At 41.6% G+C, this 24,506-nt stretch carries 15 protein-coding genes and 1 riboswitch; of the genes, 7 read left to right on the forward strand and 8 right to left on the reverse strand.

Translation table 11 applies throughout. From position 1 onward, the window contains the following. Positions 1-89 precede the first annotated feature (89 nt). The 8 genes from cbiB to F597_RS0106820 form a co-directional block, all read right to left on the reverse strand. Entirely contained in the window at positions 90-1,064 is a 975-nt protein-coding gene (gene cbiB / locus F597_RS0106785; RefSeq protein WP_019538974.1) for an adenosylcobinamide-phosphate synthase CbiB, read from the reverse strand. 66 nt (positions 1,065-1,130) lie between these two features. Next, positions 1,131-2,153 carry a pyridoxal phosphate-dependent aminotransferase gene (locus tag F597_RS0106790; RefSeq protein ID WP_026327208.1) on the reverse strand — a complete coding sequence of 341 codons (1,023 nt, stop codon included), beginning with the start codon at positions 2,151-2,153 and terminating at the stop codon, positions 1,131-1,133. Between the two features lie 101 nt (positions 2,154-2,254). Then, complete coding sequence (locus F597_RS0106795; RefSeq protein ID WP_019538976.1) at positions 2,255-3,712, reverse strand: cobyric acid synthase; 1,458 nt, start codon at positions 3,710-3,712, stop codon at positions 2,255-2,257. An 80-nt stretch (positions 3,713-3,792) separates the two neighbouring features. Then, positions 3,793-4,320, reverse strand: a complete 528-nt coding sequence (cobC, locus tag F597_RS0106800; protein WP_019538977.1) for an alpha-ribazole phosphatase — start codon at positions 4,318-4,320, stop codon at positions 3,793-3,795. An 81-nt stretch (positions 4,321-4,401) separates the two neighbouring features. Further along, positions 4,402-5,160, reverse strand: a complete 759-nt coding sequence (gene cobS / locus F597_RS0106805; RefSeq protein WP_019538978.1) for an adenosylcobinamide-GDP ribazoletransferase — start codon at positions 5,158-5,160, stop codon at positions 4,402-4,404. 5 nt (positions 5,161-5,165) lie between these two features. Continuing rightward, positions 5,166-6,176, reverse strand: coding sequence for a nicotinate-nucleotide--dimethylbenzimidazole phosphoribosyltransferase (gene cobT / locus F597_RS0106810; protein WP_019538979.1), 1,011 nt, complete (start codon positions 6,174-6,176; stop codon positions 5,166-5,168). A 145-nt stretch (positions 6,177-6,321) separates the two neighbouring features. After that, on the reverse strand, positions 6,322-6,831 hold the full coding sequence (locus F597_RS0106815; protein ID WP_019538980.1) for a bifunctional adenosylcobinamide kinase/adenosylcobinamide-phosphate guanylyltransferase: 510 nt from the start codon (positions 6,829-6,831) through the stop codon (positions 6,322-6,324). A gap of 138 nt (positions 6,832-6,969) precedes the next feature. Further along, complete coding sequence (locus F597_RS0106820; RefSeq protein WP_019538981.1) at positions 6,970-9,108, reverse strand: TonB-dependent receptor plug domain-containing protein; 2,139 nt, start codon at positions 9,106-9,108, stop codon at positions 6,970-6,972. A gap of 136 nt (positions 9,109-9,244) precedes the next feature. Next, positions 9,245-9,450, reverse strand: a riboswitch (cobalamin riboswitch). Between the two features lie 126 nt (positions 9,451-9,576). Between F597_RS0106820 and F597_RS0106830 the strand changes: the two genes are divergently transcribed. From F597_RS0106830 to F597_RS0106860, 7 genes are all read left to right on the forward strand, one after another. Further along, the gene (locus F597_RS0106830; protein ID WP_019538982.1) at positions 9,577-10,599 is read left to right on the forward strand and encodes a LacI family DNA-binding transcriptional regulator; all 1,023 of its coding nucleotides are present in this window, start codon (positions 9,577-9,579) and stop codon (positions 10,597-10,599) included. A gap of 124 nt (positions 10,600-10,723) precedes the next feature. Further along, positions 10,724-13,339, forward strand: a complete 2,616-nt coding sequence (locus tag F597_RS0106835) for an alpha-L-rhamnosidase (protein ID WP_019538983.1) — start codon at positions 10,724-10,726, stop codon at positions 13,337-13,339. Between the two features lie 409 nt (positions 13,340-13,748). Next, positions 13,749-16,940, forward strand: coding sequence for a SusC/RagA family TonB-linked outer membrane protein (locus F597_RS0106840; RefSeq protein WP_019538984.1), 3,192 nt, complete (start codon positions 13,749-13,751; stop codon positions 16,938-16,940). A gap of 181 nt (positions 16,941-17,121) precedes the next feature. After that, positions 17,122-18,993, forward strand: coding sequence for a RagB/SusD family nutrient uptake outer membrane protein (locus tag F597_RS0106845; RefSeq protein ID WP_026327209.1), 1,872 nt, complete (start codon positions 17,122-17,124; stop codon positions 18,991-18,993). A 139-nt stretch (positions 18,994-19,132) separates the two neighbouring features. Then, entirely contained in the window at positions 19,133-21,088 is a 1,956-nt protein-coding gene (locus F597_RS0106850) for a sialate O-acetylesterase (protein WP_019538986.1), read from the forward strand. An 11-nt stretch (positions 21,089-21,099) separates the two neighbouring features. Next, entirely contained in the window at positions 21,100-23,499 is a 2,400-nt protein-coding gene (locus F597_RS0106855; RefSeq protein WP_019538987.1) for a glycoside hydrolase family 2 protein, read from the forward strand. A gap of 13 nt (positions 23,500-23,512) precedes the next feature. Then, entirely contained in the window at positions 23,513-24,487 is a 975-nt protein-coding gene (locus tag F597_RS0106860) for an ROK family protein (RefSeq protein WP_026327210.1), read from the forward strand. Positions 24,488-24,506: the final 19 nt, after the last annotated feature.

The following is a 24,506-nucleotide window of genomic DNA, read 5'->3' on the forward strand; positions in this document are numbered from 1 at the left end:
GTTTTTCTCCAGCGGCACGGAGAAATAATGTATGACAAAGGTATAAGAAAAATATAAAACTAAATAGTTTGTAACTAAAAAGTTTGAAACTAAATGGTGAGATAATTCAAAAAGTAGAATAATCCGTAAAGGAACAGAATGATCATCAGCATCATTGTCAAGGTAACCCGTATATTGATGAAACAGGCACGCCGTACATCGGCGTGTGAGAGATCCCGGTTGTTCTCTCCTATATAGGGTTTCTCTACTAATTTGCCATGATACACGTTTGGACCGCCGAATCGGCAGTTGAGAATACCGGCCAGCGCCGATTCCGGATAACCGGAGTTGGGACTTGAGTGGCATCCGGCATACTTGCGGATAAAGCGTAATCCACGTTTTGAGGGTGGCAATAATACCATTAATAAAGCAGTCAGCCGTGCGGGAATAAAATTGGCTGTATCATCGAGGATGCGGGCGGCGAACCATCCGAAATCGCGGTACTTCTCATTTTTATACCCGATCATGGAGTCCATAGTATTTATCATCTTGTATGCCATCATCAACGGAACTCCACCGAGCACATAGAAAAACAGGGGTGCGATCACCCCGTCGCTAAGGTTTTCGGCTAGTGTTTCGAGTGTTGCCGTGCGGATCTGTTTTGCTGTAAGTTGAGATGTGTCACGTCCCACAATCCAGCCCAGTTGGTTTCGTGCCGCCGGAATATCCCCTTTCACAACCAGCATTTCTACTTTCATCGCTTCGGAGATCAGGCTCCGGTTGCTGATCGCGTAAAAAAAGAGAATAGTGTTGATGATGAGCAGGGCGGCAGGGTAGGGAGAAAGTATCCGTTCCAGACTATATAAAAGTGTAAAGACCAATAATACCAGTCCCAAGGCGACCAGTACGCCATTTCTCTTTCGATGATTTCCCCGGTTAAATTGCCTGTCGCACCATGCTATCATGCTGCCGAACAGACGGATGGGGTGCGGCAAACGGTGGGGATCACCAATGAGCGCATCCAGCAATAACCCGCCCAATAGCGGAATAAGAAAATCCTGATATGTAGTAAAAAAATGATACAAAGTAATACAATCAATCTGATATAAGTAACTGTTTGAAAATCCTACTCTCTGATTGACACTCGTTCTTTATCCTGTATAAAACAGATTCAGTGCTTCAATAAGCTGACGGTTCCATGCTTCCTCCTGTACCGAAATACGGAAATATTGCGGAGTTAATCCCCTGAAATTGGATGCGTCACGGATCAACAGACCGAAATTATCGATCAGGAAATATTTTAGTTCTGCCGCTGTTCGCTCTTTCATCTTCACCAAAAAGAAATTGGATGGCGAAGCGGTCACTTCGAATTGCGGCAATGCAGAGATTTCTTGTTGTAACCGTGCTGATTCGGCACAAAGTGAAACGGCATCCGGCAACAGCCTGTCCCGGTTCTCCATGATAAAACTGCCGGCTGCCAATGCCAATGCGTTTACCGACCAGGGAGGACGCAATGAGCGGATAACATCGATTACCTGCTGACCGGCTATAATGTATCCTAAGCGTAGTCCGGGAATGCCGAATGTTTTTGTAAGCGAGTATACGGTAATCAGATTCCTGAATCTGCCCTGGAGCGATTTCACTGATTCGTTTCGCGGGCATAAGTCGTCATAAGCCGCATCCACGATGAAAGAGGTATGAGGGTTTTCGCTGCAAAAGCGGGAAATCGCGTCGTTGTTCACAATCGTTCCGTCGGGATTGTTCGGTACGCCAAACCAAACCGTATCGGCATTAAAGTGAACGGAGTCTTGCAATGATTCCACCGGCAGGAATGAAATCCTGTGCCGGTAAGCGTGACAGGCATCTTCATATTCCGAAAAAGTAGGATAAGGGATCACACTTTCCCGGTGTTGAAAGAGGTGTGCGAGCAAATAGAACGCTTCGGCAGAACCGTTTGTTACAAGTATATTATCGGGAGAAACAGCATGAAAATCTGCCAATTGGGTTGTTAACTTACGACTGCTCGGATCGGGATAATTGCGGATGGTATCCATGCGACTTTTCAGATAATCTGCAATGGTCTCCGATGCGTTCCGGTAAGGAATATTAGAACTGAAGTCACATCTTATAGCGCCCGGATAGTTGTATATGTCGTTACCATGACCTGTTTGCATTCCTTTAATTACCAATTACGAATTACTAATTACCAATTATTGCCGAAAGCATTATCTGTGCGAAGCGCCCTATCCTTTATTGTCCGAAGCACACTATCATATTACCGCAGACACCGGTAAATATACTCCATATCCACATTTTCCCGAATGATATCGGCGAGCCGGTTATATCCCTCTTCCTTGCGGGCTTTATAATCTACGGTAGCGGAAATAGCGGGATCTATCTGATGTAGAACCTGTTCAATAACCGATGCATTATCGAAAATACCATGGATATAGGTACCCCAGGTATTGTCGTTCAGAAAATAGCCGTCGGTTTCACCGTTTTCCATACGACAGAGCGGACGAGTGGAAGGTGTATATCCTGCATGTATTTCGTATCCTTCACCTGAAATGTTGCTTTTAATGAATGAAAACCGGCATTGTCGCGTTTGTTTACCGTCGGCAAGGGTGGTGACGACCGGAAGAATTCCTAAACCGGGTAGAGATGGGATATCGCCCTCCACGCCATCAGGGTCGCGTACCTCTTCACCCATCATCTGGTAACCGCCACAGATACCGTACACCGGTTTTCCGTTGCGGTGATGCACCAGGATGGCTTTATCAAGACCCTTTTCCCGCAATGTTTTCAAGTCAGACAGCGTATTTTTTGATCCCGGGATAATGATAATATCGGCCTGCGACAATGTTTCCGCATTGTCCGAATAGAAAAGATTCACGTCCGGCATCAGTTCCAGCATATTGAAATCGGTAAAGTTCGACAAATGTTTCAACAATATCACTCCGATATTGATTTTTCCGGCTTTAAAAGCCGTTTTCTTTTTTTCGATAACTACCCCGTCTTCCTGTTCGATGAAAAGTCCCTTACAGTAGGGAATAATACCGACTATCGGTTTTCCTGTCAGCTCTTCCAGTATCTTTTTACCATCTTCAAACAGAGTAATATCTCCCCTGAATTTATTGATGATGATCCCTTTGATGGCATTGCGTTCGGCTTCGGGAAGCAATTGAAGGGTCCCGTACACGCTGGCAAACACACCGCCTTTATCGATATCGGCAACCAGAAATGTAGCAGCATTGGTATGAAGTGCCACACGCATGTTCACGATATCTTTCTCCCGGAGGTTGATCTCTGAAATACTGCCGGCCCCTTCAATCACTACCGGGTTATAGCGGGCGGTCAGCTTATCGAACGAACGCATCACTTCTGTAAACAGTGCATCCCGATCGGTCTCATTGAAATACTCCCGTGCCGACTTATTACCAGCCGGCTTGCCGTTGAGTACCACTTGCGAGGTCGAGTTGCCGGTCGGTTTCAGCAAGACCGGGTTCATCTCTACGGTGCAGTCGATTCCGCATGCTTCCGCTTGTACAGCCTGTGCACGGCCTATTTCGAGATTGTCACCGGTCGGATAGCTGTTGAGCGACATATTCTGCGCCTTAAACGGGGCAGGGGAGTAGCCATCCTGCAGGAATATACGGCAAAAACCGGTATTGATTACCGATTTTCCTACATCGGATCCGGTGCCGACAAACATAATGGGCCGAAGTTTCTTCATTCGTTGATGATATTTTTAGTTGCTTTGTGGTTTGATGATTTATAAGTAAATAGTTTGATGTCTCAGGACTTACTATTTTCTCACCGTTTCTCTATAATCGTGATCTGTCCGTAGGCAACCGGCTTGTCGAATGCTTTCTTTACCGGCCAGTTTTTCAGCAATACCCGGAATGCGCGGATAACTCCGGCATGGGTGATAACCAATATATTGCCGTCGGTCTCAGGCAAATCGGCGATAAAATTCTCCACCCTATACAGCATCTGCTGGTATGATTCTCCATTCGGGCAGGCTTCGTTCAGATAATCTCCAAACCACTTCTGCCCTGTCTCCGATTCGAAAATCGTATCCCAGGTCCGGCCTTCCCATTCGCCGAAGTTCAGTTCTTTCAACCGGTCGTCGAGTTGGAATTGATAAGCCAGAAATGAACCGAGTTTTATGCATCGGCTCAGCGGACTACAGAAAACAGCATCAAACTGTATCTTCGATAATCTCGACCGGACAGATTCCGATTCGGTTTCGAACGAAGCGGCCAATGGTACATCGGTCTGTCCGTAACAGATCCCTGACGGCATATCCACACGTGTATGTCGGACAAGATAGAGTTTCATGAGGAATTACCAATTACTAATTACAGAACTTTCGCTAGTGTATAAAGAGAAATGTGTATGTCTGAAATTACAGATATCAAATTATTGATTTATGTGATATATTATAATGCAAATAAGATAGAAAGCGAGTTCCGAAAATTGTTGTAACGCACCCAATACATCACCGGTAAAGCCGTCTATCTTTTTTTCGGTATATTTTTTCAACAGGATCATAATCATCGCATATAGCGGAATGACAATCGATATGATTTGCCAGGGTATGAAAATCAATGGTACAAGACCAAAAGTAAGGGCGAGCAGGAAAGTAGTCATATCTGTTTTTCTGCGGGTGTGCATCGCTTTACTATCTCCGGTGCGGGCATAACGGGAACTGTTCACCATGAAGACCGGCAGCACACGGCTCGAAGCATGTGCTGCAATCAGCACCACCATAATATGTGATGAGTCGATGGAAAGCAACAACATAAATTTCAGCAGAAATAACAGGATAAGGGAAATAACGCCATAAGCGCCGATAGTGCTCTCTTTCATGATGGAAAGAATACGTTCCTTGTCGCGTCCACCTCCAAACCCATCGAAAAAATCAGAGAGACCGTCCTCGTGAATTGCCCCTGTTAGAAGTACCATTGCCGTCATTGCTATCACAAGGGCGACCGGCATCGGGAGTATCCATTGGAACAGCAAAAAGACTCCACCTCCAAGCGCACCCACAATAATGCCGACCAATGGAAAATAACGGAATGCTTTCGTGAGATTTTCTTCCGAATAGTCGATTTTACCTGCCGGAATGCGGCTGTAAAATAGGAGTGCGTGGAAAAAGAGGTTGAGTTGCTGTTTCATTTCCCTTATTTTTTGCTTACGTCATGTACGCCGGCTTCCTCAAAACCGGCCATTTCGTTGAGAAAGATCAATGCCGATCTGATAAGAGGATAAGCCAGAGTGACACCAGTGCCTTCGCCTAACCGTAGGTTGAGGTGAAGGATTGGATCGCCTTGCAGATATTCAAGCATCAATATATGGCCCTTCTCATCCGACGAATGGCTGAAGAGAGTATTTTCAAGGATATCGGGTTGCATTTCGTATGCAGTAAGAAAGGCGGAAGTAGCGATAAATCCGTCGGCAATGATCAGCATATTCAACCGTTTCGCCTCAAGTACGGCTCCACACATCATCGCAATTTCGAATCCTCCGAATGTAGCCAGTATTTCGAGTGGCGTAGCGGGATTATATTTTTCTGCAACCCGTCGAAGGACATCGCATTTATGGCGGACACCTGTATCATCATGTCCGGCACCACGCCCAACGCACTCTTCGAGTGGAATGCCGGCGAATTTGTGCAGCAGTAATGATGCCGGTGAGGTATTTCCAATACCCATTTCTCCGAAACCGATCACGTTGCAGCCATTCTCAAATTCCTGACGGACAAATTCTGCTCCTTTTTCCATCGCCTTGTGACAGATCTCTATGCTCATGGCCGGTTCATACAACATATTGTAGGTTCCACGGCCTAGTTTGGCATCGATAACACCTGATCCTGTCGGAAAATCGAAATCGACACCGGCATCGATAATTTTCAGGTTGATACCGTGCTGGCGTGCGAACACATTGATCCCGGCGCCTCCGTGGACGAAATTCATCACCATCTGATGGGTGATCTCTTTCGGGCAGGGGCTTACCCCCTCGTCGGCAATGCCATGATCAGCCGCAAATACCAGTATGGCAGGATTACGCAGTTCGGGCGTCAGTGTTTGTTGTATCCTGCCGATCTTAAAAGCAATCTCTTCAAGTTTGCCGAGTGAACCTACCGGCTTTGTGCGGCTGTTGATCTTACTACGAAGTGCAGTTTCAATATTCATGTTTTTTAAACTAAAAGAAGTTAGAACTAAGAACTAAGAATTAAGAAATTAGAATTGGGAACTTAGAACTGGAAGTGGAGAAGTCAAGAAATACAATTTTCAATTTTCAACTTTCAATTATTCATCACCTAACCACTTTCCCCACCTACTTCAGTTGCAACGGAATCCCCGATACCATCATGTAAGCCTTATCGGCCGATGCGACAATATGCTGGTTGACCCATCCCTGCAGGTCTGTGAAATGGCGCGAAGCCTCATCGGGAGCATGAAGTCCCATTCCAATTTCGTTACTGACAACGATCAGCCGGAAATCCTGCTGAATGAAACCGTTCCATTCCGACTTTGCCTCTTCCAGTGCAGCATCGAGATTGTAGCCGTTTTCGTGAAAGATATTGGTCAGCCACAGTGTGATGCAGTCGAGCAGTACTGTCCGTCCGTCAAGGGAGAGTGAACTCAGTCGTTTCTCCTCTTCGATGGTTTCCCATTGCTCGCCACGGTCAGCCTGATGACGGCGGATACGCTGCTCGAAATCATCGTCCCAGCGACGGGCCGTCGCCAGATACAACGGGTTAGCGGAATATTCTTCCGTCAACTTTTGTGCAAACCGGCTTTTGCCTGATCGTTGTCCGCCTGTTATGAAAATAATCTCCCGCATTATTCTACAGTTTTATTTCTATTTATAGTCAGAACCCGACACACTGTGGCTGTTTCAGCACTACTGTCATCCCGGACGAGTTTCATTTTTATAGTCAGGATTTATCCTGCAGGGATTGGTGCAAATTTACCGAATTCTTTAGAATGAATAGCTGAACGAACCCATAATACTGCGTCCCGGCATATTGTATCCGTCTTTTTCACTGTAATTTTCATCAAACAGGTTGGAGACGGAGATACCGATGCGTGCCTGCGGTGTTACGTTATAGTAGGCAGAATAATCGAATACCAGATGAGCCGAATGCTGGAGGATCTGGTCGGTTGTTTCATAATCGCCTTTGGTGTAATAATCCTCCGGTTTTATATCAGGACGAAGGTTAGCCCATACCATCCAGTCATTCTCGAGCCGTTTTCCGATATAACGGGCATTCAGTCGGGTTACGAAACCGTGGTTGTTGTCAAATGTAATCCCGAAGTTTCCGGTATTGCGGCGGACGTATAACATATCTTTGGTCAGCGTTTTTTCATCCGGTGTACCTTTGTCTTTTATTTCATCAAACTTGTCATTGAAAAGATGAGTAAAACCGGCATACAGTTCGAAGCTATAGCGTGATCCAAGGGCTTTGGCGATATCGGAAGAGAACATGATTTCCAAACCGTTCATACGACCCTTGTCGGCATTGTCGAAAGTATAATATGTTTCATTAGTCGTTTCATCGGTCTCCAGAACATTGACAATTTTATTGGTATAAAATGCGTGGAAATAAGTAAAATCGATATTCAGCCATTCATTATTTGAAATATTCATCCCGAAATCGAATGAGGTGGATGTTTCTGCCTTCAGATTTTCATTTCCCCTGTATTGCATGCCTCCCGCTTCGAATCTCCCGGCCATCTTATAGGCGTCGGGTACGTAAAATGCATTTCCTGCACTGGCATGGAGATTCAGCATTGGTGTAAGGAAATATTTGATCCCCACCGAAGGATTAAAGTTGGAATAACCATTGCTCTTTTTTTCATTACCCAGAAAATCATCGGCTTCCAGGGTAAATTTTGTATAGTTGTAACGCAAGCCGGCATTGACGAAAAGATTACCCTTAGTATAAGCACCCTGCGCAAAAACCGAAGAAGCCAGATTATTGTGATTAGGGCGGTAGGGGCTTGTAGGCGTCATTTTATCGGTAAAGCGTTCAGTAGAGACATTATGTGCGTCCAGATCGATTCCTCCGATCAGTTGGAAGGCGCCCCAGGTATGCGTATCACTCAGCTTTAATCCGTATTGTCTGACCGATTCACGATAATTGATAAATCCGTCCCCGGTATTGTTATCGTAATTACTTTCATTGTACACTGAATAATAGGGAGAGATCAGGAGTGTGTTGTTAAAAGTAGCACGGCGGATATCTACTGTTGTATTGGTACGGTCGAAGTCTTTCTTGCTCAATCCTTCCGAATGCCAGTAGTTGCCGGGCATTTCAATATCATTTGATGTGACGAATATTCCGGATAAGTCGGCACTCCATTTATCATTGAATCCAATATTCAGTTTCCCCATAAACTGATTGATCTGGTATTGACTGTTTGTCATGATGTCGCCATACGACTTTTTATCCAGGATCAGTTCTTCTGTTTCAGAAACAGACAGCAGGTTTTTCTTCCCGATGCGATAGTCCTTATCCTGCGCTTTCCGTGAAAATCCGAGCGCTAAGGAAACATTATCGGAAACGCCTCCCGATGCATATCCGTTGAAATTGGTCTGTCCGAAGTTTCCGGCGCTGAGGCTGATATTGCCTGTCCGTGTATTGCCTGGTCTACGTGTGATGATGTTGATTACACCTCCCATTGCATCCGAGCCGTAAAGCACCGAATAGGGACCTTTTACCACTTCTATCCTCTCGATAAAATCGGTTGGTATGGATGTCAGGTTGGTTGTTCCGGCCGGTTTACCATCTATCAGTACCAGTGTGTAATTGCGGTTATGGGCGGAAGGACTGAACCCGCGCATACCCACTGCCGATGAAGCACCGGGATATTGTATGATATCCAGATTGACCGTCCGTTTAAGCAGATCAGCAGCATTGTCAGCCTGTACTGTGGCTATTTTTTTACTGTCGATGATCTCCACTTTCTGGGGGATACTCTTTAATGGAAGTCCCATACGGGTAGCGGTAACTACCACTTCATCCAGGTCATATGATTGTTCGGCAGAATCCTGTGCATAGAGGCATGTACCGGCGAAAAACAGGGCAATGATGCCCGAAAAAAAGTTCTTATTCATTGTTGAGAAAAAATTTACAGTTAAACATTTGTTTGAACCATAAACTTTCAAGGGAGAGTGTGTTGTGAAATTCCGATTGGTGGGAAATATAGAAAACCGGAAATAGTCTCAACGCTGCTTTTATCCCGAAAGCTTGGATGGCTGATGCTTTCGGGCAGGTCTTCCGGCTCGTTCCCGGTTATCCGTTGCCTTCCCACCCCGATTTATCGGGACAGTGACTTGCACATTTGAAAATGCCGGATAACCGTATAAAAGGGGAACATACGGCTGCGGGTACAGCTTCGGCTTCTTTGCGTACGGCAAACTACCGAATTCCTTTATACCCGAAAAGCAGCGCAAAGGTACTACTTTTATTTGTGAGCGGGAAATAAATCATTCCGGGATTTTGTGAAATGTTAAAGTTTTATTTATTGTTGTTTTTATAATTTTTATTTTCTAAGTTTGCAACTTAATCGGTTAAACTAGCCTATGCGTCCATCTTTAAAAGACATAGCGAAAGAGTTGAATCTGTCGAAAACGACAGTGTCGTGGGTATTGTCCGGACGGGCGCAACAAAAAGGGATCAGTGAGTCGACAGCAAATAAGGTTCTTGAGTATGCCATGGAACTTAACTATCAGCCGAATTTGATAGCAAGAAGTCTCAATACCGGAACAACTAAAACGATAGGACTGATACTTCCCTCTATCTCTGATAGCTTTTATTCGGAAGTAGCGCGGGAAATAGAGTCAGAAGCCCGAAAGAACGGGTATTCGCTGATGATAGGTAGTTCTGAATCTGATATAGATCGGGAAGATGAAATTGTCAGACTGTTTAAAGCTAAAGTGGTTGATGGGATCATTATTGCCCCTACCAAACGTTCAAAAATTGAAATTCAACGATTAATAGATGAATCATATCCGTTAGTAACCATAGACCGTTACTTTCCGGAGTTGAATGCTACCTATATTATCATCAATAACAGAGATAGCAGTTATATGCTGACCAAACATCTTATCAATAAGGGATGTAAAAAGATAGCAATTCTGACTACAAATTCGTATCTTACCACAATGAATCAGCGTAGAGAAGGTTATGAAGACGCTTTACGGGAATCAAAACTAGGTATTGATCCGGATTTATACGGGGAAGTTAATTTTGTGGATTATGAAAAAAATATTTATAAAGTTTTAGATGATATCTTTAAGAATGTACCTGATGTGGATGGTTTCTTTTTTACGACTCACATTTTAGCGCTTGAAACTTTTCAGTATTTTCATACAAGAAAAATAAAGCCGGAGTTTGAGTTTGCAAGCATTCACGGGGTTCCAATCTTTAAAGTTGTAGCACCTCGTATAAATGTTGCGAGAATGCCGATAGAAGATATAGGCAGAAATGCGGTTAGCTTATTAATTGAGCAAATTGATTTTGTTAAACAAAATCGAACAAAACGAAATAGGAAAATTGAGCCTAAGCAATTAATCCTTTCCTGCTCGTTGGATTTTCGTAGTTAGCAATTATTTTTTTAATTCTTTATTTAACCGTTCAAGTAAATTTATTTTTGCATAAATGAAAGATTATTTAGTTGTAGATTACATAGAAAAATTAAACTTAACCGTTTAAGTAAGGAGGTGAATCATGAAAAAATTAGTGATAGGGATAGTGAGTGGTCTTATCTTTTTTAGTTCATGTAAAAATGATTCTGTGACGATTTCTGATTTGCGGTGTGAATATTTGAAATCACCCATCAATATTGATGAACAAAATCCTCGTTTTACATGGACTTACCAATCGGATAATGGAGATTTTGTACAGAAAGCCTATAAATTGGATATGGCTGTTTCTAAGCAAGCTTTAGAAGAAGGAATATTTTTTTGGACATCAGGCAAAATACCAGGTAATATAAATAGGGTAGAATATACAGGTGAAAAAAGCTTAGAGTCTCATACACAGTATTATTGGCGTGTCACCTCGTGGAGTCGTAAAGATAATATTCTTGTATCTGCTGTAGACAGTTTTGAAACATCAATGATGCATACTTCAGACTGGATAGCCCAATGGATAACGGATAAAAATGACAAATCGTTTGGTCCTGCTCCTATGTTTCGAAAAACTTTTGATATAGAGAAAGAGATTGAATCAGCTAAACTCTATATAAGTGCGGCCGCCTATTATTTATTGTATGTAAACGGAGACGCTCCGAATGATATGAAACTGGATCCTGGCTATACACATTATGATAAAAGGAATTTGTATTCGACCATAGATATTACAGAATCCCTTCGAAAAGGACGTAATATTGTCGCGACTGTTTTGGGAAATGGTTTTTTTAATGCAGATGCACCTGTGGCTACATGGGATTTCGAAAAAGCACAATGGCGTGATAGAGCAAAGATGATAATGGAGATCCATATAAGGTACATAGATGGGACTACCATGATAATACCGACAGATGACACATGGAAAACCTCGATAGGGCCTCATATATACAACAATATATATAGCGGAGAAATGTATGATGCCCGAAAAGAAATCCCTAATTGGAATAATCTTCAATTTGATGATGGTGACTGGGATTATGCCATAGTCACGAGCTCTCCATCACCCTTGTTAGTGTCACAAACTATGCAGCCTATGCGAGTTACAAAAGAAATACCGGCAGTCTCTATGCAGGCCTTTGGTGATACCGTTTTTGTTTTTGATATGGGAATCAATCTCTCCGGAGTTTGTAATATAAAATTAAGAGGCAAGAGAGGGACAAAAGTGACGCTTACTCACGGAGAACTTCTAAAGGATAATGGACGGATAGAAATGAGAAATCTGGATATTTATTATAAACCGATTAAGGATGTTGAATTTCAGACGGACACATACTTTGTGAAAGGGGAAGGAGAAGAGTCGTTCACTCCTGAATTTACTTATCATGGATTTCGTTATGTTGAAGTTAAATCCGATTCACCTATTGTCTTGAAAAAGCAGGATTTATCAGCACTTTTCATCCATTCCGATTTGGAAAAAGTTGGGCATTTTAGCTGTTCAAATGAATTATTGAATAAAATATGGGAAGCAACCAATCAGTCGTACTTAAGCAATCTTCATAGTATTCCTACCGATTGTCCCCAACGAGAAAAAAATGGATGGACCGCCGATGGACATGTGGCTATAGATTTGGCTTTATTAAATTATGATGGAATTAAATTTTATGAGAAATGGCTGGATGATTTTATAGATAATCAGAGGCCTGAGGGCAATATTTCCGGCATAATTCCCAGTTCGGGTTGGGGGTATGATGATTGGATAGGCCCCGTATGGGATGCGGCATTATTTATAATACCGGATGCTTTGGAAAGATATTATGGAGATACAAGAGCTATTTATAAAATTTATAATACATGCAAGAAGTATTTGAATTATCTCAAAAACAGAGAAAATGAAAATGGAACGGTAACCTATGGTATAGGGGATTGGGTATATTATAATACCCAAACACCTACAGATTACACTACTACCTGTTTCTATTACCTGGATAATGTCTTAATGGCGCGTTTTGCTGAAATAACAGGAAATGCCAGTGAACCTTATAAAAAGAAAGCAGAGAATTTAAAAACTCTTATCAATAAAAAATATTTCAATCATCAGACCTGCTTCTATGCCAATGGCTCACAGACCGCTCAGGCTGTGGCACTTGCTTTTGGGATTGTACCGGAAGAATATGAAACAAAGGTTGCGGAAAATTTAAATAAATCCATTATAGAAAATGATTATCATTTGGATTTTGGTGTATTGGGGAGCAAGTATGTTCCAAGAATGTTGTCGAAATACGGCTATGCCGAGACTGCTTATCTGATGGCCACACGGGAAACAGCCCCTTCCTGGGGTAACTGGATAAAGTCAGGATTTACGACATTACCTGAAACATGGGTCTTATCACCTGATTTCCGTGATGCATCAATCAATCATGTGTTTCTGGGAGACATAAGTGCCTGGATGGTAAATACGCTGGCTGGAATAAATTATGATGTTGAAAACCGGGGATTTGAAAATATTATTATAAAGCCGGACTATATTGAGGATCTTTCATGGGTGAAAGGAGAATATAAGTCCGTAAAGGGTGTGATTAAATCGGAATGGGCACGCGAAGGCGACAAAATCAGGCTTTTGGTTACTATTCCATTAAATACCAGAGCAACCATTTATACTGATAAAATGATAGAAGTTGGAGGAGGCCGTTACGAATTTGTATTCGATAATTGATAATCACAATAATCATTCATTATACTTTATTGAAAGAATGGCTGACTATCTTTTCATTACTTACTTCTCAATTTTGAGTTGAATGTCTAACAATTATATACACATTGCCTATGGAATATTGAAAATCATCTGGAATTTTTAAAGATAGAAATATCTTTTAGTGTAATCATGACGGAATGAATTCCGCAGATTGAAAGGATAATAATACAAATATTTGTTGTTAAAACGGTTTAGAATCCGTGACTTTTTCCGGCCTTTTTTAAGGTTTAGGAAAGTTTATTCTAAAACTTGAAAAATAAAATCTACTGATTGGAATAATATTTAGTAATACTGATCAGTCTATTCTCATAAGAGTAAGGAGATATTTTATTAGTGAACTTAGACTTTTTATTTTTAAATATTCGTTATTATGAAACACTGTTTTTTCTTATTGGCATTTTATGGGTTTTTAGCATTTTCAATATGTGCTAAGGCGTTGAATGTCCAAAGTCCTTCTGATTGGCCAGAAAACACATCGGGAAGGAATTCCCTTGCAGAACCTCTTAATGAATCTGCCTATAATAAAGGGAAAAGCGAACGTTCCCTCATTGATCAACAACAGAAAGAAACCGTTAGGGGAAAAGTTGTTGATATCAATGGGGAATCAATTATTGGGGCATATGTGATTGAGCAAGGAGAACCTAATAATGGTACAATAACAAATGTTGACGGGGAATTCTCCCTTTCAGTCAAGAGAGATGCTACATTGGAGATTTCCTATATTGGCTTTGTATCTCAGCAAGTGCGTCCGGTCCCGGGAGAAAGGATTGTCGTGACATTGATTGAAAACCTCGAAATTCTAGATGAAGTTATCGTTGTCGGGTATGGGCAACAGAGAATAGCCACTGTAACAGGAGCCGTATCCCAAATCAAATCGGATAAGATTACTGTAGCTCCTATTGCCAATGTCACGAATATGCTTGCGGGACAATTACCCGGTCTGGTTACAAAACAAACATCCGGTATTCCGGGTGCCGATGACGCCAGCTTAAATATTCGTGGGTTCGGAGCTCCGCTGATCATCGTGGACGGTATTGAAACCAGTCTAAGCAATTTAGATACCCAGCAGATTGAAACGATTTCTATCTTAAAGGATGGTACCGGTTCTATTTATGGCGCACGGGCAGGTAATGGTGTTATTTTGATTACTACCAAAAGAGGTAAGCAATCCAAACCGACGATAGCTGTCAATAGTTCATTAACCTTGCAAGGTTCCACAAAAGTCATTAAACCGGCAAGTTCAGCAGAACGGGCACAATACCAGGTTGACTTATGGCTTAATACCGGTAAGGATCCCAACCTGGTTCCTTTTACACAGGAGGAGATACAAAAATACAAAGATGGCACTGATCCCAGGTATCTGAATACAGATTGGTTTGACGCATCTATTCGAACGTTCGCTCCCCAGCAAAACCATAATGTAACTCTCTCAGGTGGTACTGAAAATATCAAATATTACGGTTATTTTGGCTATAACACACAGGAAACTATTCTGAAAAAGAATGGAGGGAACTATGATCGTTATAACTTTCAGGTTAATTTGGATGCAAAAGTAACAGATCGAGTTTCCGTTGCAATGGATGTACAGCATTTCAAAGAGCAACGTTATTATCCGTCCGGAGCCGATGGCGTAGGAACGAATAATAACTTCTGGAGAGATTTGATTTATGCCGCCGATCCGACTTATCCTTTAACATTACCTGATCCTGCCAAACTATCTTATGCCGGAATTCCTTATGGTAATCCTATATGGGCTACTAACTCCGAATTAAGCGGTTATCAGGATGGTCGAAATAACACTACCCAATTCAGAGGAGAAGTGAAATATGATTTTCGTTTTATTCCCGGATTAAATGCAAAAGGTATAGTTATCTACCGGAATAATGACCATAATCAAAAAGTTGTAAAAGACCAGGCGGAGTTTTATACTTACAATGCAGAAGCCGATTTGTACACACATGTGCGTAATTCACAAGATCCTCTGTTTTTGAGCAGATCCAGCAGTAATAATACAAAATTAGTGCAGCAATATTCTCTGAATTATAATAATACATTCCTTGATGCGCATACCATTGCAGGGATGTTCTTATATGAGTATCAGGAAGAGAATAACAGAAGTTTTAATACTTCGCGGAGTGGATTTCAATCGATGGTGTTAGAGGAATTGTTTGCCGGTGACCCTACTACGGCAGCCAATAATTCAGCTAGCAGTAGTATAGGACGTATATCCTGGATTTGGCGATTGAATTACAGTTATTTAGATCGTTATATGCTTGAGACGATTCTGCGGTCAGATGCCTCCTCACGCTTTGCAAAAGGGCATAGGTGGGGTTATTTCCCAAGTGTCTCGTTGGGATGGAACATTGCAAAGGAAGAATTCATGACCCAGTTTAATACATTTGATAATTTAAAACTTCGCATGAGTTATGGGGCGTCCGGGTATGATGCCGTGGCGAACTTCGCTTATCTGGCAGGATATTCATATGATGCTACTTATACAATCGGTGACGTATTGATTTCTGCATTAGTTCCTTCAAGCCTGGCAAATATTTATTTAACGTGGGAGAAGATGTCAGTGTATAATGCAGGCCTTGACTTCTCATTGTGGCAACGTAAATTGTATGGGGAAGCTGAATATTTCTATCGCGAGCGTACCGGTATTCCGGGTACCCGCGTACAATCATTACCCTCTACTTTTGGGGCAGCACTGCCGCAGGAAAATCTGAACAGCTTGAGTACGAGTGGTTTTGAATTGAGACTGGGGACTATTGGTAAGTTAGGTGAAGTTGATTATGATATTTCAGGTAATATAGCTTATTCACGATCCAAATGGATTGATTATGATGAAGCCATCTATACGGATCCGGATGAAATCAGACTATATAAAAATAGTGGACGATATACTGATCGACGCAATGGGTATGTTTTTGATGGATTATTTACCAGCCAGGAAGAGATTGATGTATGGGATTATACCTTTGATGCATTGAATAATGATAATTCATCGCTCAGGCCGGGTGATGTGAAATATAAGGACTTGAACGGCGACGGAGTAATCAATTGGCGTGATCAAAAAGAAATCGGTAAGGGATCTACACCTCACTGGAGTTTTGGAGTCAATATGGGGTTCAGATATAAAAATTTTGACTTCTCTGCATTACTTCAGGGTGCATTTGATTATACGACTTATATTGATTTATCAGCTGCCCCGATCGAAACTTATTACCGTAATTATTGGCATGAAACGAGAAATAACAGAGCGGATGCCCTGGCGTCCAGACCAGGAGGTTCATCCACAAACTGGTTTTACTCAGATTATCATAACCATAACACAGCTTATCTGCGCTTGAAGAACATTTCTCTGGGTTATGAAATCCCGGCATCTGTACTAACCAAAATGGGAGTCAGTAAACTCAGACTATACATTGCCGGCACCAATCTTTTTACAGTAAGTTCTATTAGTAAATATGGTGTTGATCCGGAAATGCCGGAAGGATACGGAGCCGGAGTATATTATCCGCAACAGTATACTATGAGCGTTGGTTGTAATCTTACATTTTAATTCGTACAAATTATGAAACGAGCATTATAATCATTTCCACTAAAGTTAGACTTTTTCTTGCTATGGTATAGTCCAAGCAAGCTTATCCTTTACTCATTTAGCTTAACGAGAAAGTTTATATAAGTATATGATTATATGTGAGTTACATACGGTGCATTTGAAAATAAATAATTTTAATCGTATGAAAACAAAAATAAAAATAGCAATAATAGCATTGTGTATAATGACGTCTTGTTATGACGTTTTAGACCAATCTCCAACTGACCGATATTCCGATGCAGTGGTATGGAACGACCCTTACCTATTGAACGCACATTTGGCAGAGTTATATGCAAATACTCCAGTAATGATTCAAGATGCGATCGCATTGATGACAAGTTGGGATGGTGCTCCTATGAACCGGGATGATAATAGCTGGGGGACTATTATGGGGTTTAGCGCACAGATGGAAGGAACCGTTCGTACCCTTGAAATAGCAGATGAGGCCAAATATAATTTTGGAGCACAGGCGCACCTGTTAGGTGTAAAAAGAAACGGAATACAGTCGAATGGCAGAGAATTGGAATGGTGGGGTAATTCTTATTATACCATCAGGCAATTAAATAATTTTATTGATAACGCTGCCAGTTCTACCATAGAAAATGTTGAAGAACGCATAGCGGAAGCCCGTTTTTTAAGAGCCTTTTGTTATTTTGCTATGGCAAAACGGTATGGAGGAGTTCCTCTGGTTACCCAGGTGCAAGAGTTGGATGCAGATTCAACGGTATTGTTTCCTAAAAGAAATACTGAAAAAGAGGTTTTCGATTTTATACTGAAAGAAACAGACGAAATTTCCAACATACTTCCTTCTGTCAGTGAAGCTGGCAGGGCTACCAAATGGGCAGCATTGGCACTCCGCAGTAGGGCGGCATTGTATGCAGCAAGTGTTGCTCAGTTCGGGACACAACAATTAAACGGATTACTGGGATTTTCTGGTGGAGATGCAGCGTATTATTATCAGATATCGTACGATGCAAGTAAAGAAATCATCACTGATGGTCCTTTTCAACTTTATAACGTAGATGCGGATAAAGTCCAGAATTTTAAGAATATTTTCTTGAAGAAGGGCAACAGCGAAGCAATTATGGTCAAGCAACACTCTGGCCCAGGCTTTATGGACGGTGGTTCCAACAGATGGTCCTGGGATATGGTCGAATGCCCCAGACCAAATGTCTGGGGAGTAGGGAATTATCACGGTCCTTATCTGGAGATGGTGGAAGAATTTGAACTTGTAGATGGTAGTTCCGGCGTGATTGATAAAGAGTATGCAAAGAGTCGCTTATGGACAATGGATGAGTTGTGGGGCGACCGGGATCCTCGCTTTTTTGCGTCTGTATGGACAAACGGGACCTCCTGGCCGGGTGCAGTAGGTGGCGTTTTAGGTGAAAACAGGATTGACATGCATAACGGAATTATATCAAAAGAAGGAGCGCTGATCGATGGACGTTATGATTCATATGAGGGTGTTCCGGCTGTAGGTGATCAATTAGTGCGTTTCAAGGAGGGAAATACGCCAAATACCGGTTTTGGAGTAATGAAATATCTGGATCCGACAGCCAATAATATGAATTGGTTTTCTGAATCAACTACCGATTATTTGATTTTCCGTCTTGGAGAAATTCTACTGAATTATGCAGAAGCAGCTTTTGAGTTAGACCAACCAGGTGAAGCTTTGGATGCTGTTAACCAAATTCGTGATCGGGCGGGTATAGCAAGATTAAGTTCTATTGACCGGGAAAAAATTCGTCATGAACGAAAAGTAGAGTTAGTGTTTGAGAATCATCGCTACTGGGATTTAAGACGTTGGAGAACAGCGGTTGAAACACTGACACGTACTTATACCGGGTTGCGTTATATTTATGATGCTGCTTCCGGAAAGTACCGGCTGGATTTTATTGATAATATAGACGGATCGAATGAAACGCCGACTTTCCCTGCAAAGAATTATTATTTTCCTATCGGTCAAGGGCGTATTGCGGCTAATCCGAATTTAGTTGAAAATCCTGGATATTAAATATAGGATTTAAAAGAAATACGCCTTATAACTATTTAATATTGAGTGTCCCGATAGTGACAATTAACGATTAAATATTTGTCAGTTATTTAAATAAAAAATCTGGAAAATATCTCTATCGGGACATTAAAATTCTTACATGATGAAAAAAACAGCCATATTGCTGATGGCATTCCTTGTAACGCTATCGCTTTGTTCGCAAGTTCGTTTGGCCGATATTTTTTCGGATAACATGGTGTTGCAGGCTCATAGACCAATAAAAATATGGGGCTATGCTCCGGTTGGAGAAAAAGTGAAAGTTATAGTTGACGAACAATTAAAAACTGCAGTTTCAAATGAAATGGGGAAATGGCAATTAGTGTTTCCCCCGATGGATTATGGGAAAGGGTTGAAGGTGAAAGTGGTAGGTGAGCAAAATGAAATTGAGCTCGTGAATGTATTGATTGGAGATGTCTGGCTTTGTTCCGGACAGTCCAATATGGCCATGACGGTCAATGGAGAGGGAGGACAAGTATATAATTATAAAGTTGAAGAAAGCAATGCTGATTATCCTGAAATCCGTTCATTCAAGGTTGAATCCGATTTATCTGTAAAGAGCGGTGTTGAAGTGAATGGGCGGTGGAAAATATGTTCTCCTCAGACCGTCTCAAATTTTTCGGCTGTGGCATACTTTTTTGCCCGGCAAATTCATCAAAAGACAGGAATACCTATTGGCATAATCAATTCCTCATGGGGTGGGACTGATATCGAAACCTGGATAAGTATGGACTCGTTTCAGATTTTACCAGATAAGTTTAAAGCGAAGTATAACAACGCAAAGGTAGAAGATATTGGGATAATATTGGAAAACAATGAAGAAAAGAGGAAGGCTTTTGAAAGTGTCGTGGAAAATGATATCGGAGAGAAAGAAAAGTGGTATACTCCTGAATTTAATTCTGAGTCTTGGGAATTAATGCTTCAACCCCAGGAATGGAGTAATACTGCTTTAGCTTTGTTTGACGGAGTGGTGTGGCTCAGATATCAGTTTCTGGTATTAGACGAAGATACGAATCAGGCTGGAGTATTATCTTTAGGTAAGGTCGATGATAACGATGTAACATGGATAAATGGAATCAGGATCGGGGAAACAAAGGGAGCCGGAGTTGATAGATACTACCAAATACCCCAGGGAGTGCTGAAAAAAGGTGCGAATGTAATAGTCATCAAAGTGGCAGATATTATTCGGGCAGGGGGACTTACAGGGAAAGAAGAAGATTTATATGTCGAAACTACAGGTGGAAAATATTCATTAGTAGGAGAGTGGCAATATAAAATATCGGCTGAGACAAAAGATCTTCATTATGAAGATGTGACTCCCAATTTATATTACGGGTTGCTATATAATGCAATGATAGATCCCTTAAAGGATTTTGCCATTAAAGGAGTCATTTGGTATCAGGGTGAGAATAATGCCGGTCAGGCATATAATTATCGGACTTTGTTTCCTACGCTAATAAAGGATTGGAGATCGAAATGGGGATATGACTTTCCCTTTTACTGGACGCAGTTGGCCGGTTATATGCCTAAAGCAGAAATTCCTCCCGCTGCGGATAGTTGGGCCGAACTGAGAGAAGCACAAACACTGACGTTGTCTCTTAAAAATACCGGTCAAGCAATTGCTACGGATATTGGTGATGCCAATGATATACATCCCAGGAATAAGCAAGATGTTGGCAAACGACTTGCCTGTATTGCCCTGAACAAAGATTATGGAATGACCGATATTATATATTCCGGTCCTACCTATAAATCTATGAGTATACGAAATGATACGGTTATGATAACGTTTGATAATGTAGCCTCAGGCTTAAAGGTCATGAACAAATATGGATATATAGAAGGGTTTACCATTGCGGGAGCAGATCAGAATTTTATATGGGCCCGGGCTTATCTTGAAGGGAAAGATAAGGTGGTAGTTTATTCCGATAAAATAAAAATTCCAGTCGCGGTCCGTTATTGCTGGTCTATCAACCCCGATGTGAATTTATTTAATAGTGCAGACCTGCCTGCTGCCCCATTCAGGACGGATAACTGGAAGATTAGTACGGAATACTAAAATTTATAGACATGAAGAAAAGAGTTGAAATTTATTTAGTGTTACTTATTATTTGCTTATCTCATTTTGAGGCAATAGCGGACAATATCTCTTTAAACGGAAGTTGGGAATTGACGTATTTTCCTCAACCAAGGGAAGCTGTCAGAACGCCGGACGACCTGCAAAAGATCAAGGGATCAACAATAAGAGCCATGGTTCCGGGTAATGTGGAACTGGATATGTTGGCTGCAGGGATAATAGAAGATCCGATGATCGGTAACAATGTGTACTCATTAAGAAAATATGAAGGATATCAGTGGTGTTATTCAAAGAAATTCCCAACACCAGAGATCAAAGAAGATGAATATGTAAAGATATTCTTTGGAGGGATAGACTGCTTTGCTGATATATGGCTTAATGACCAGCTGGTCGGTTCTGTAGATAATATGCTGATTGAACATGAGTTTGATATAACAAAGTATGTAAAGAAGGGTGGGGAAAATGATCTTCAGGTGATTATTCGTTCATCCGTATTGGAGGCTCAGAAATATTTTTTAGGAACATTCAGTATCGGGAATTTTGCAAACGAAGAATCTGTATATGTTCGGAGAGCTCCACATACATATGGATGGGATATCATGCCCAGGTTGGTAAGCGCAGGACTCTGGAGAAATGTAGAACTTCGCATTATCAATCATACAAATATTATTGATGCCCACTGGATGACTGCAAATATAGATTTAGAGAACAAAAAAGCATTGGTATATCTGGATCTACAAACTGAAATTCCCTTTGATCAACTGGATAACTGCCGTGGAATCGTTACACTGAATCGGAAAGGAAGAGAAGTTTATAAGGCAGATTTTGATATTGTTAAACATGCTTGCCGACTGAATATAAACCTTGATGAAGTGGACTTCTGGTGGCCTAAGGGGTATGGAGACCCTGCACTATATGATGCTGAAGTGAAATTGGTATCGAAAACAGGAAAGATACTGTCAACTCATTCTTCCAGAATTGGGATACGGACGACAAGCCTCGACCTCAAGGATATCAATCATTTCCCTGATGACCCCGGGCGTTTCTGTTTTATCGTAAATGGAGAACCTTTATTTATAAAGGGAACAAACTGGGTTCCTCTTGACGCACTACACAGCCGGGATGCATCACTCCTCGAAGATGCATTGAATCTGGTGGTGGAAATGAATTGTAATATGATCAGATGTTGGGGTGGAAGTGTGTATGAGGATTCCCGTTTCTTTGAATTATGTGACGAAAATGGAATCCTGGTTTGGCAGGATTTTGCCATGGGGTGTACATTCTACCCGCAACGACAGGATTTTGCCGATGCCATAGAAAAAGAAGCAATTTCAGTAGTCCGGAAATTCCGGAACCATCCCTCTTTAATTCTCTGGTCCGGGAATAATGAGAATGATGTGGCTTTACGTTGGGGTATGATTCATTATAACATTAATCCGAATGAAGATGTGATAACAAGAACCATCCTGCCCCGTGTCATCTACGAGATGGATCCAACCCGGGATTTTCTCCCTAGCTCTCCCTATTATAGTCAGGCTGTATATGATGAAGGGAGTCACGACGACCTTCTCCCTGAAAACCATTTATGGGGTCCAAGAGGATATTATAAAGATCCTTTTTATACGGAGAGCAAAGCTCAGTTTGTGAGTGAGATAGGATATCATGGATGTCCCAATCGGGAAAGTCTGGAAAAAATGTTTACCAAAGAGTGTGTAAATCCATGGCTTGACGGAAAAGTCGGACTGTGGAATGACGAATGGATGACAAAGGCGGTAAGGATATATCATCAGTCGCCCAAACAGGGAGGACGTAACGATCTGATGACTAATCAGGTGAAGTTGTTATTCGGTTCTGTGCCGGAGAAATTGGACGATTTTATCATGGCATCCCAGGTTGTGCAGGCAGAAGCAATGAAGTTTTTTGTAGAGATGTGGAGAGGTGATAAACCCAATCGATCCGGAATAATCTGGTGGAATATACGGGACGGATGGCCCGTACTTTCGGATGCTATAGTTGATTATTACAATTCAAAAAAACTGGCTTTCCATTTTTTGAAAACAGTACATGAGGATGTCTGTGTTTTTATAAATGATGCAAAAGAGGATGCCCACACTCTTGTGGTAACGAATGATACCCGGAAACCCTCCAAAGGAGATGTGGTTATATCTGATGTAATGACCGGAAAAGAAATATATAAAGGTACGTTTGATAGTAAAGCTAATAGCAGACTACAGATTGCGGAGTTACCAAAAACGAAGGGACAGGGAATCTTATTGATCCGTTATACGGTAGATGGTAAGGAATTATTAAACCACTATTTATACGGAGATCCTCCGTTCAATCTAAATGATTACAAGACCTGGTTAGAGAAAACAGATATATATGACATTTGATTATTTTAATCGTATGAAAGAAAATATTTTAGGTATTGATGTAGGAGGTACGAAATGTGCTGTAATCTACGGTAACAGGGATGGCTCTGATTTACATATCCTGGATAAAAATAAGTTCCCGACAACTTCATTGGAGGATACCATTCATAACATAGTGGCATCGATCGATAATATCATGAGGAAACACACTTTATCAAAAGATCAGATAGCTGCAGTGGGTATAAGTTGTGGAGGACCCTTAGATAGTAACGAAGGAGTAATCATGTCTCCTCCTAACCTGCAGGGGTGGGATAATGTACCTATCGTAAAAATTATAGAAGATAAGTATGGGATTAAAACCGGTCTGCAGAATGATGCAAATGCCTGTGCTCTGGCTGAATGGAAGTATGGTTCGGGGAGAGGAGTGAGGAATATGGTTTTTATGACTTTTGGTACAGGTTTAGGAGCCGGGCTTATTCTGGACGGTAAATTGTATACAGGAGCGAATGATAATGCCGGGGAACTGGGACATATCCGACTATCAGATCATGGGCCGGTAGGATATGGAAAGTCAGGCTCTTTTGAAGGATTCTGCAGTGGTGGGGGGATTACCCAGATAGCTAAAATGTTGCTTTTGGAGAAAATGCAAATGGGAATTTCTGTCGCATGGTGTAAACCGGAAGAAATGGAACTGATTACAGCGCAAAAGGTAGCGGAAGAAGCTGTGAAGGGAGATGAATTAGCTCTTCGGATATTTGATATCTCTGCAGAAGCATTAGGAAAAGGATTATCGGTTGTTATCGATATTCTTAACCCGGAAGCAATTGTGATAGGAGGGATTTATACCAGGTGTCAGGAGTTAATGGAGGGTCGTATGTTGGAGATCATCAGAAAAGAAGCGTTGCCTAATTCCAGGCAAGTATGTAAGGTCTTGACCTCCAGATTAGGTGAACAGATAGGAGATTATGCAGCGCTTTCTGTTGCGGCTAATTTATTGAATAGAGGTTGAAAAACTGAAAATCATATCT

The sequence above is a fragment of the Proteiniphilum acetatigenes DSM 18083 genome (assembly GCF_000380985.1).
Classification (GTDB): Bacteria; Bacteroidota; Bacteroidia; order Bacteroidales; family Dysgonomonadaceae; genus Proteiniphilum; species Proteiniphilum acetatigenes.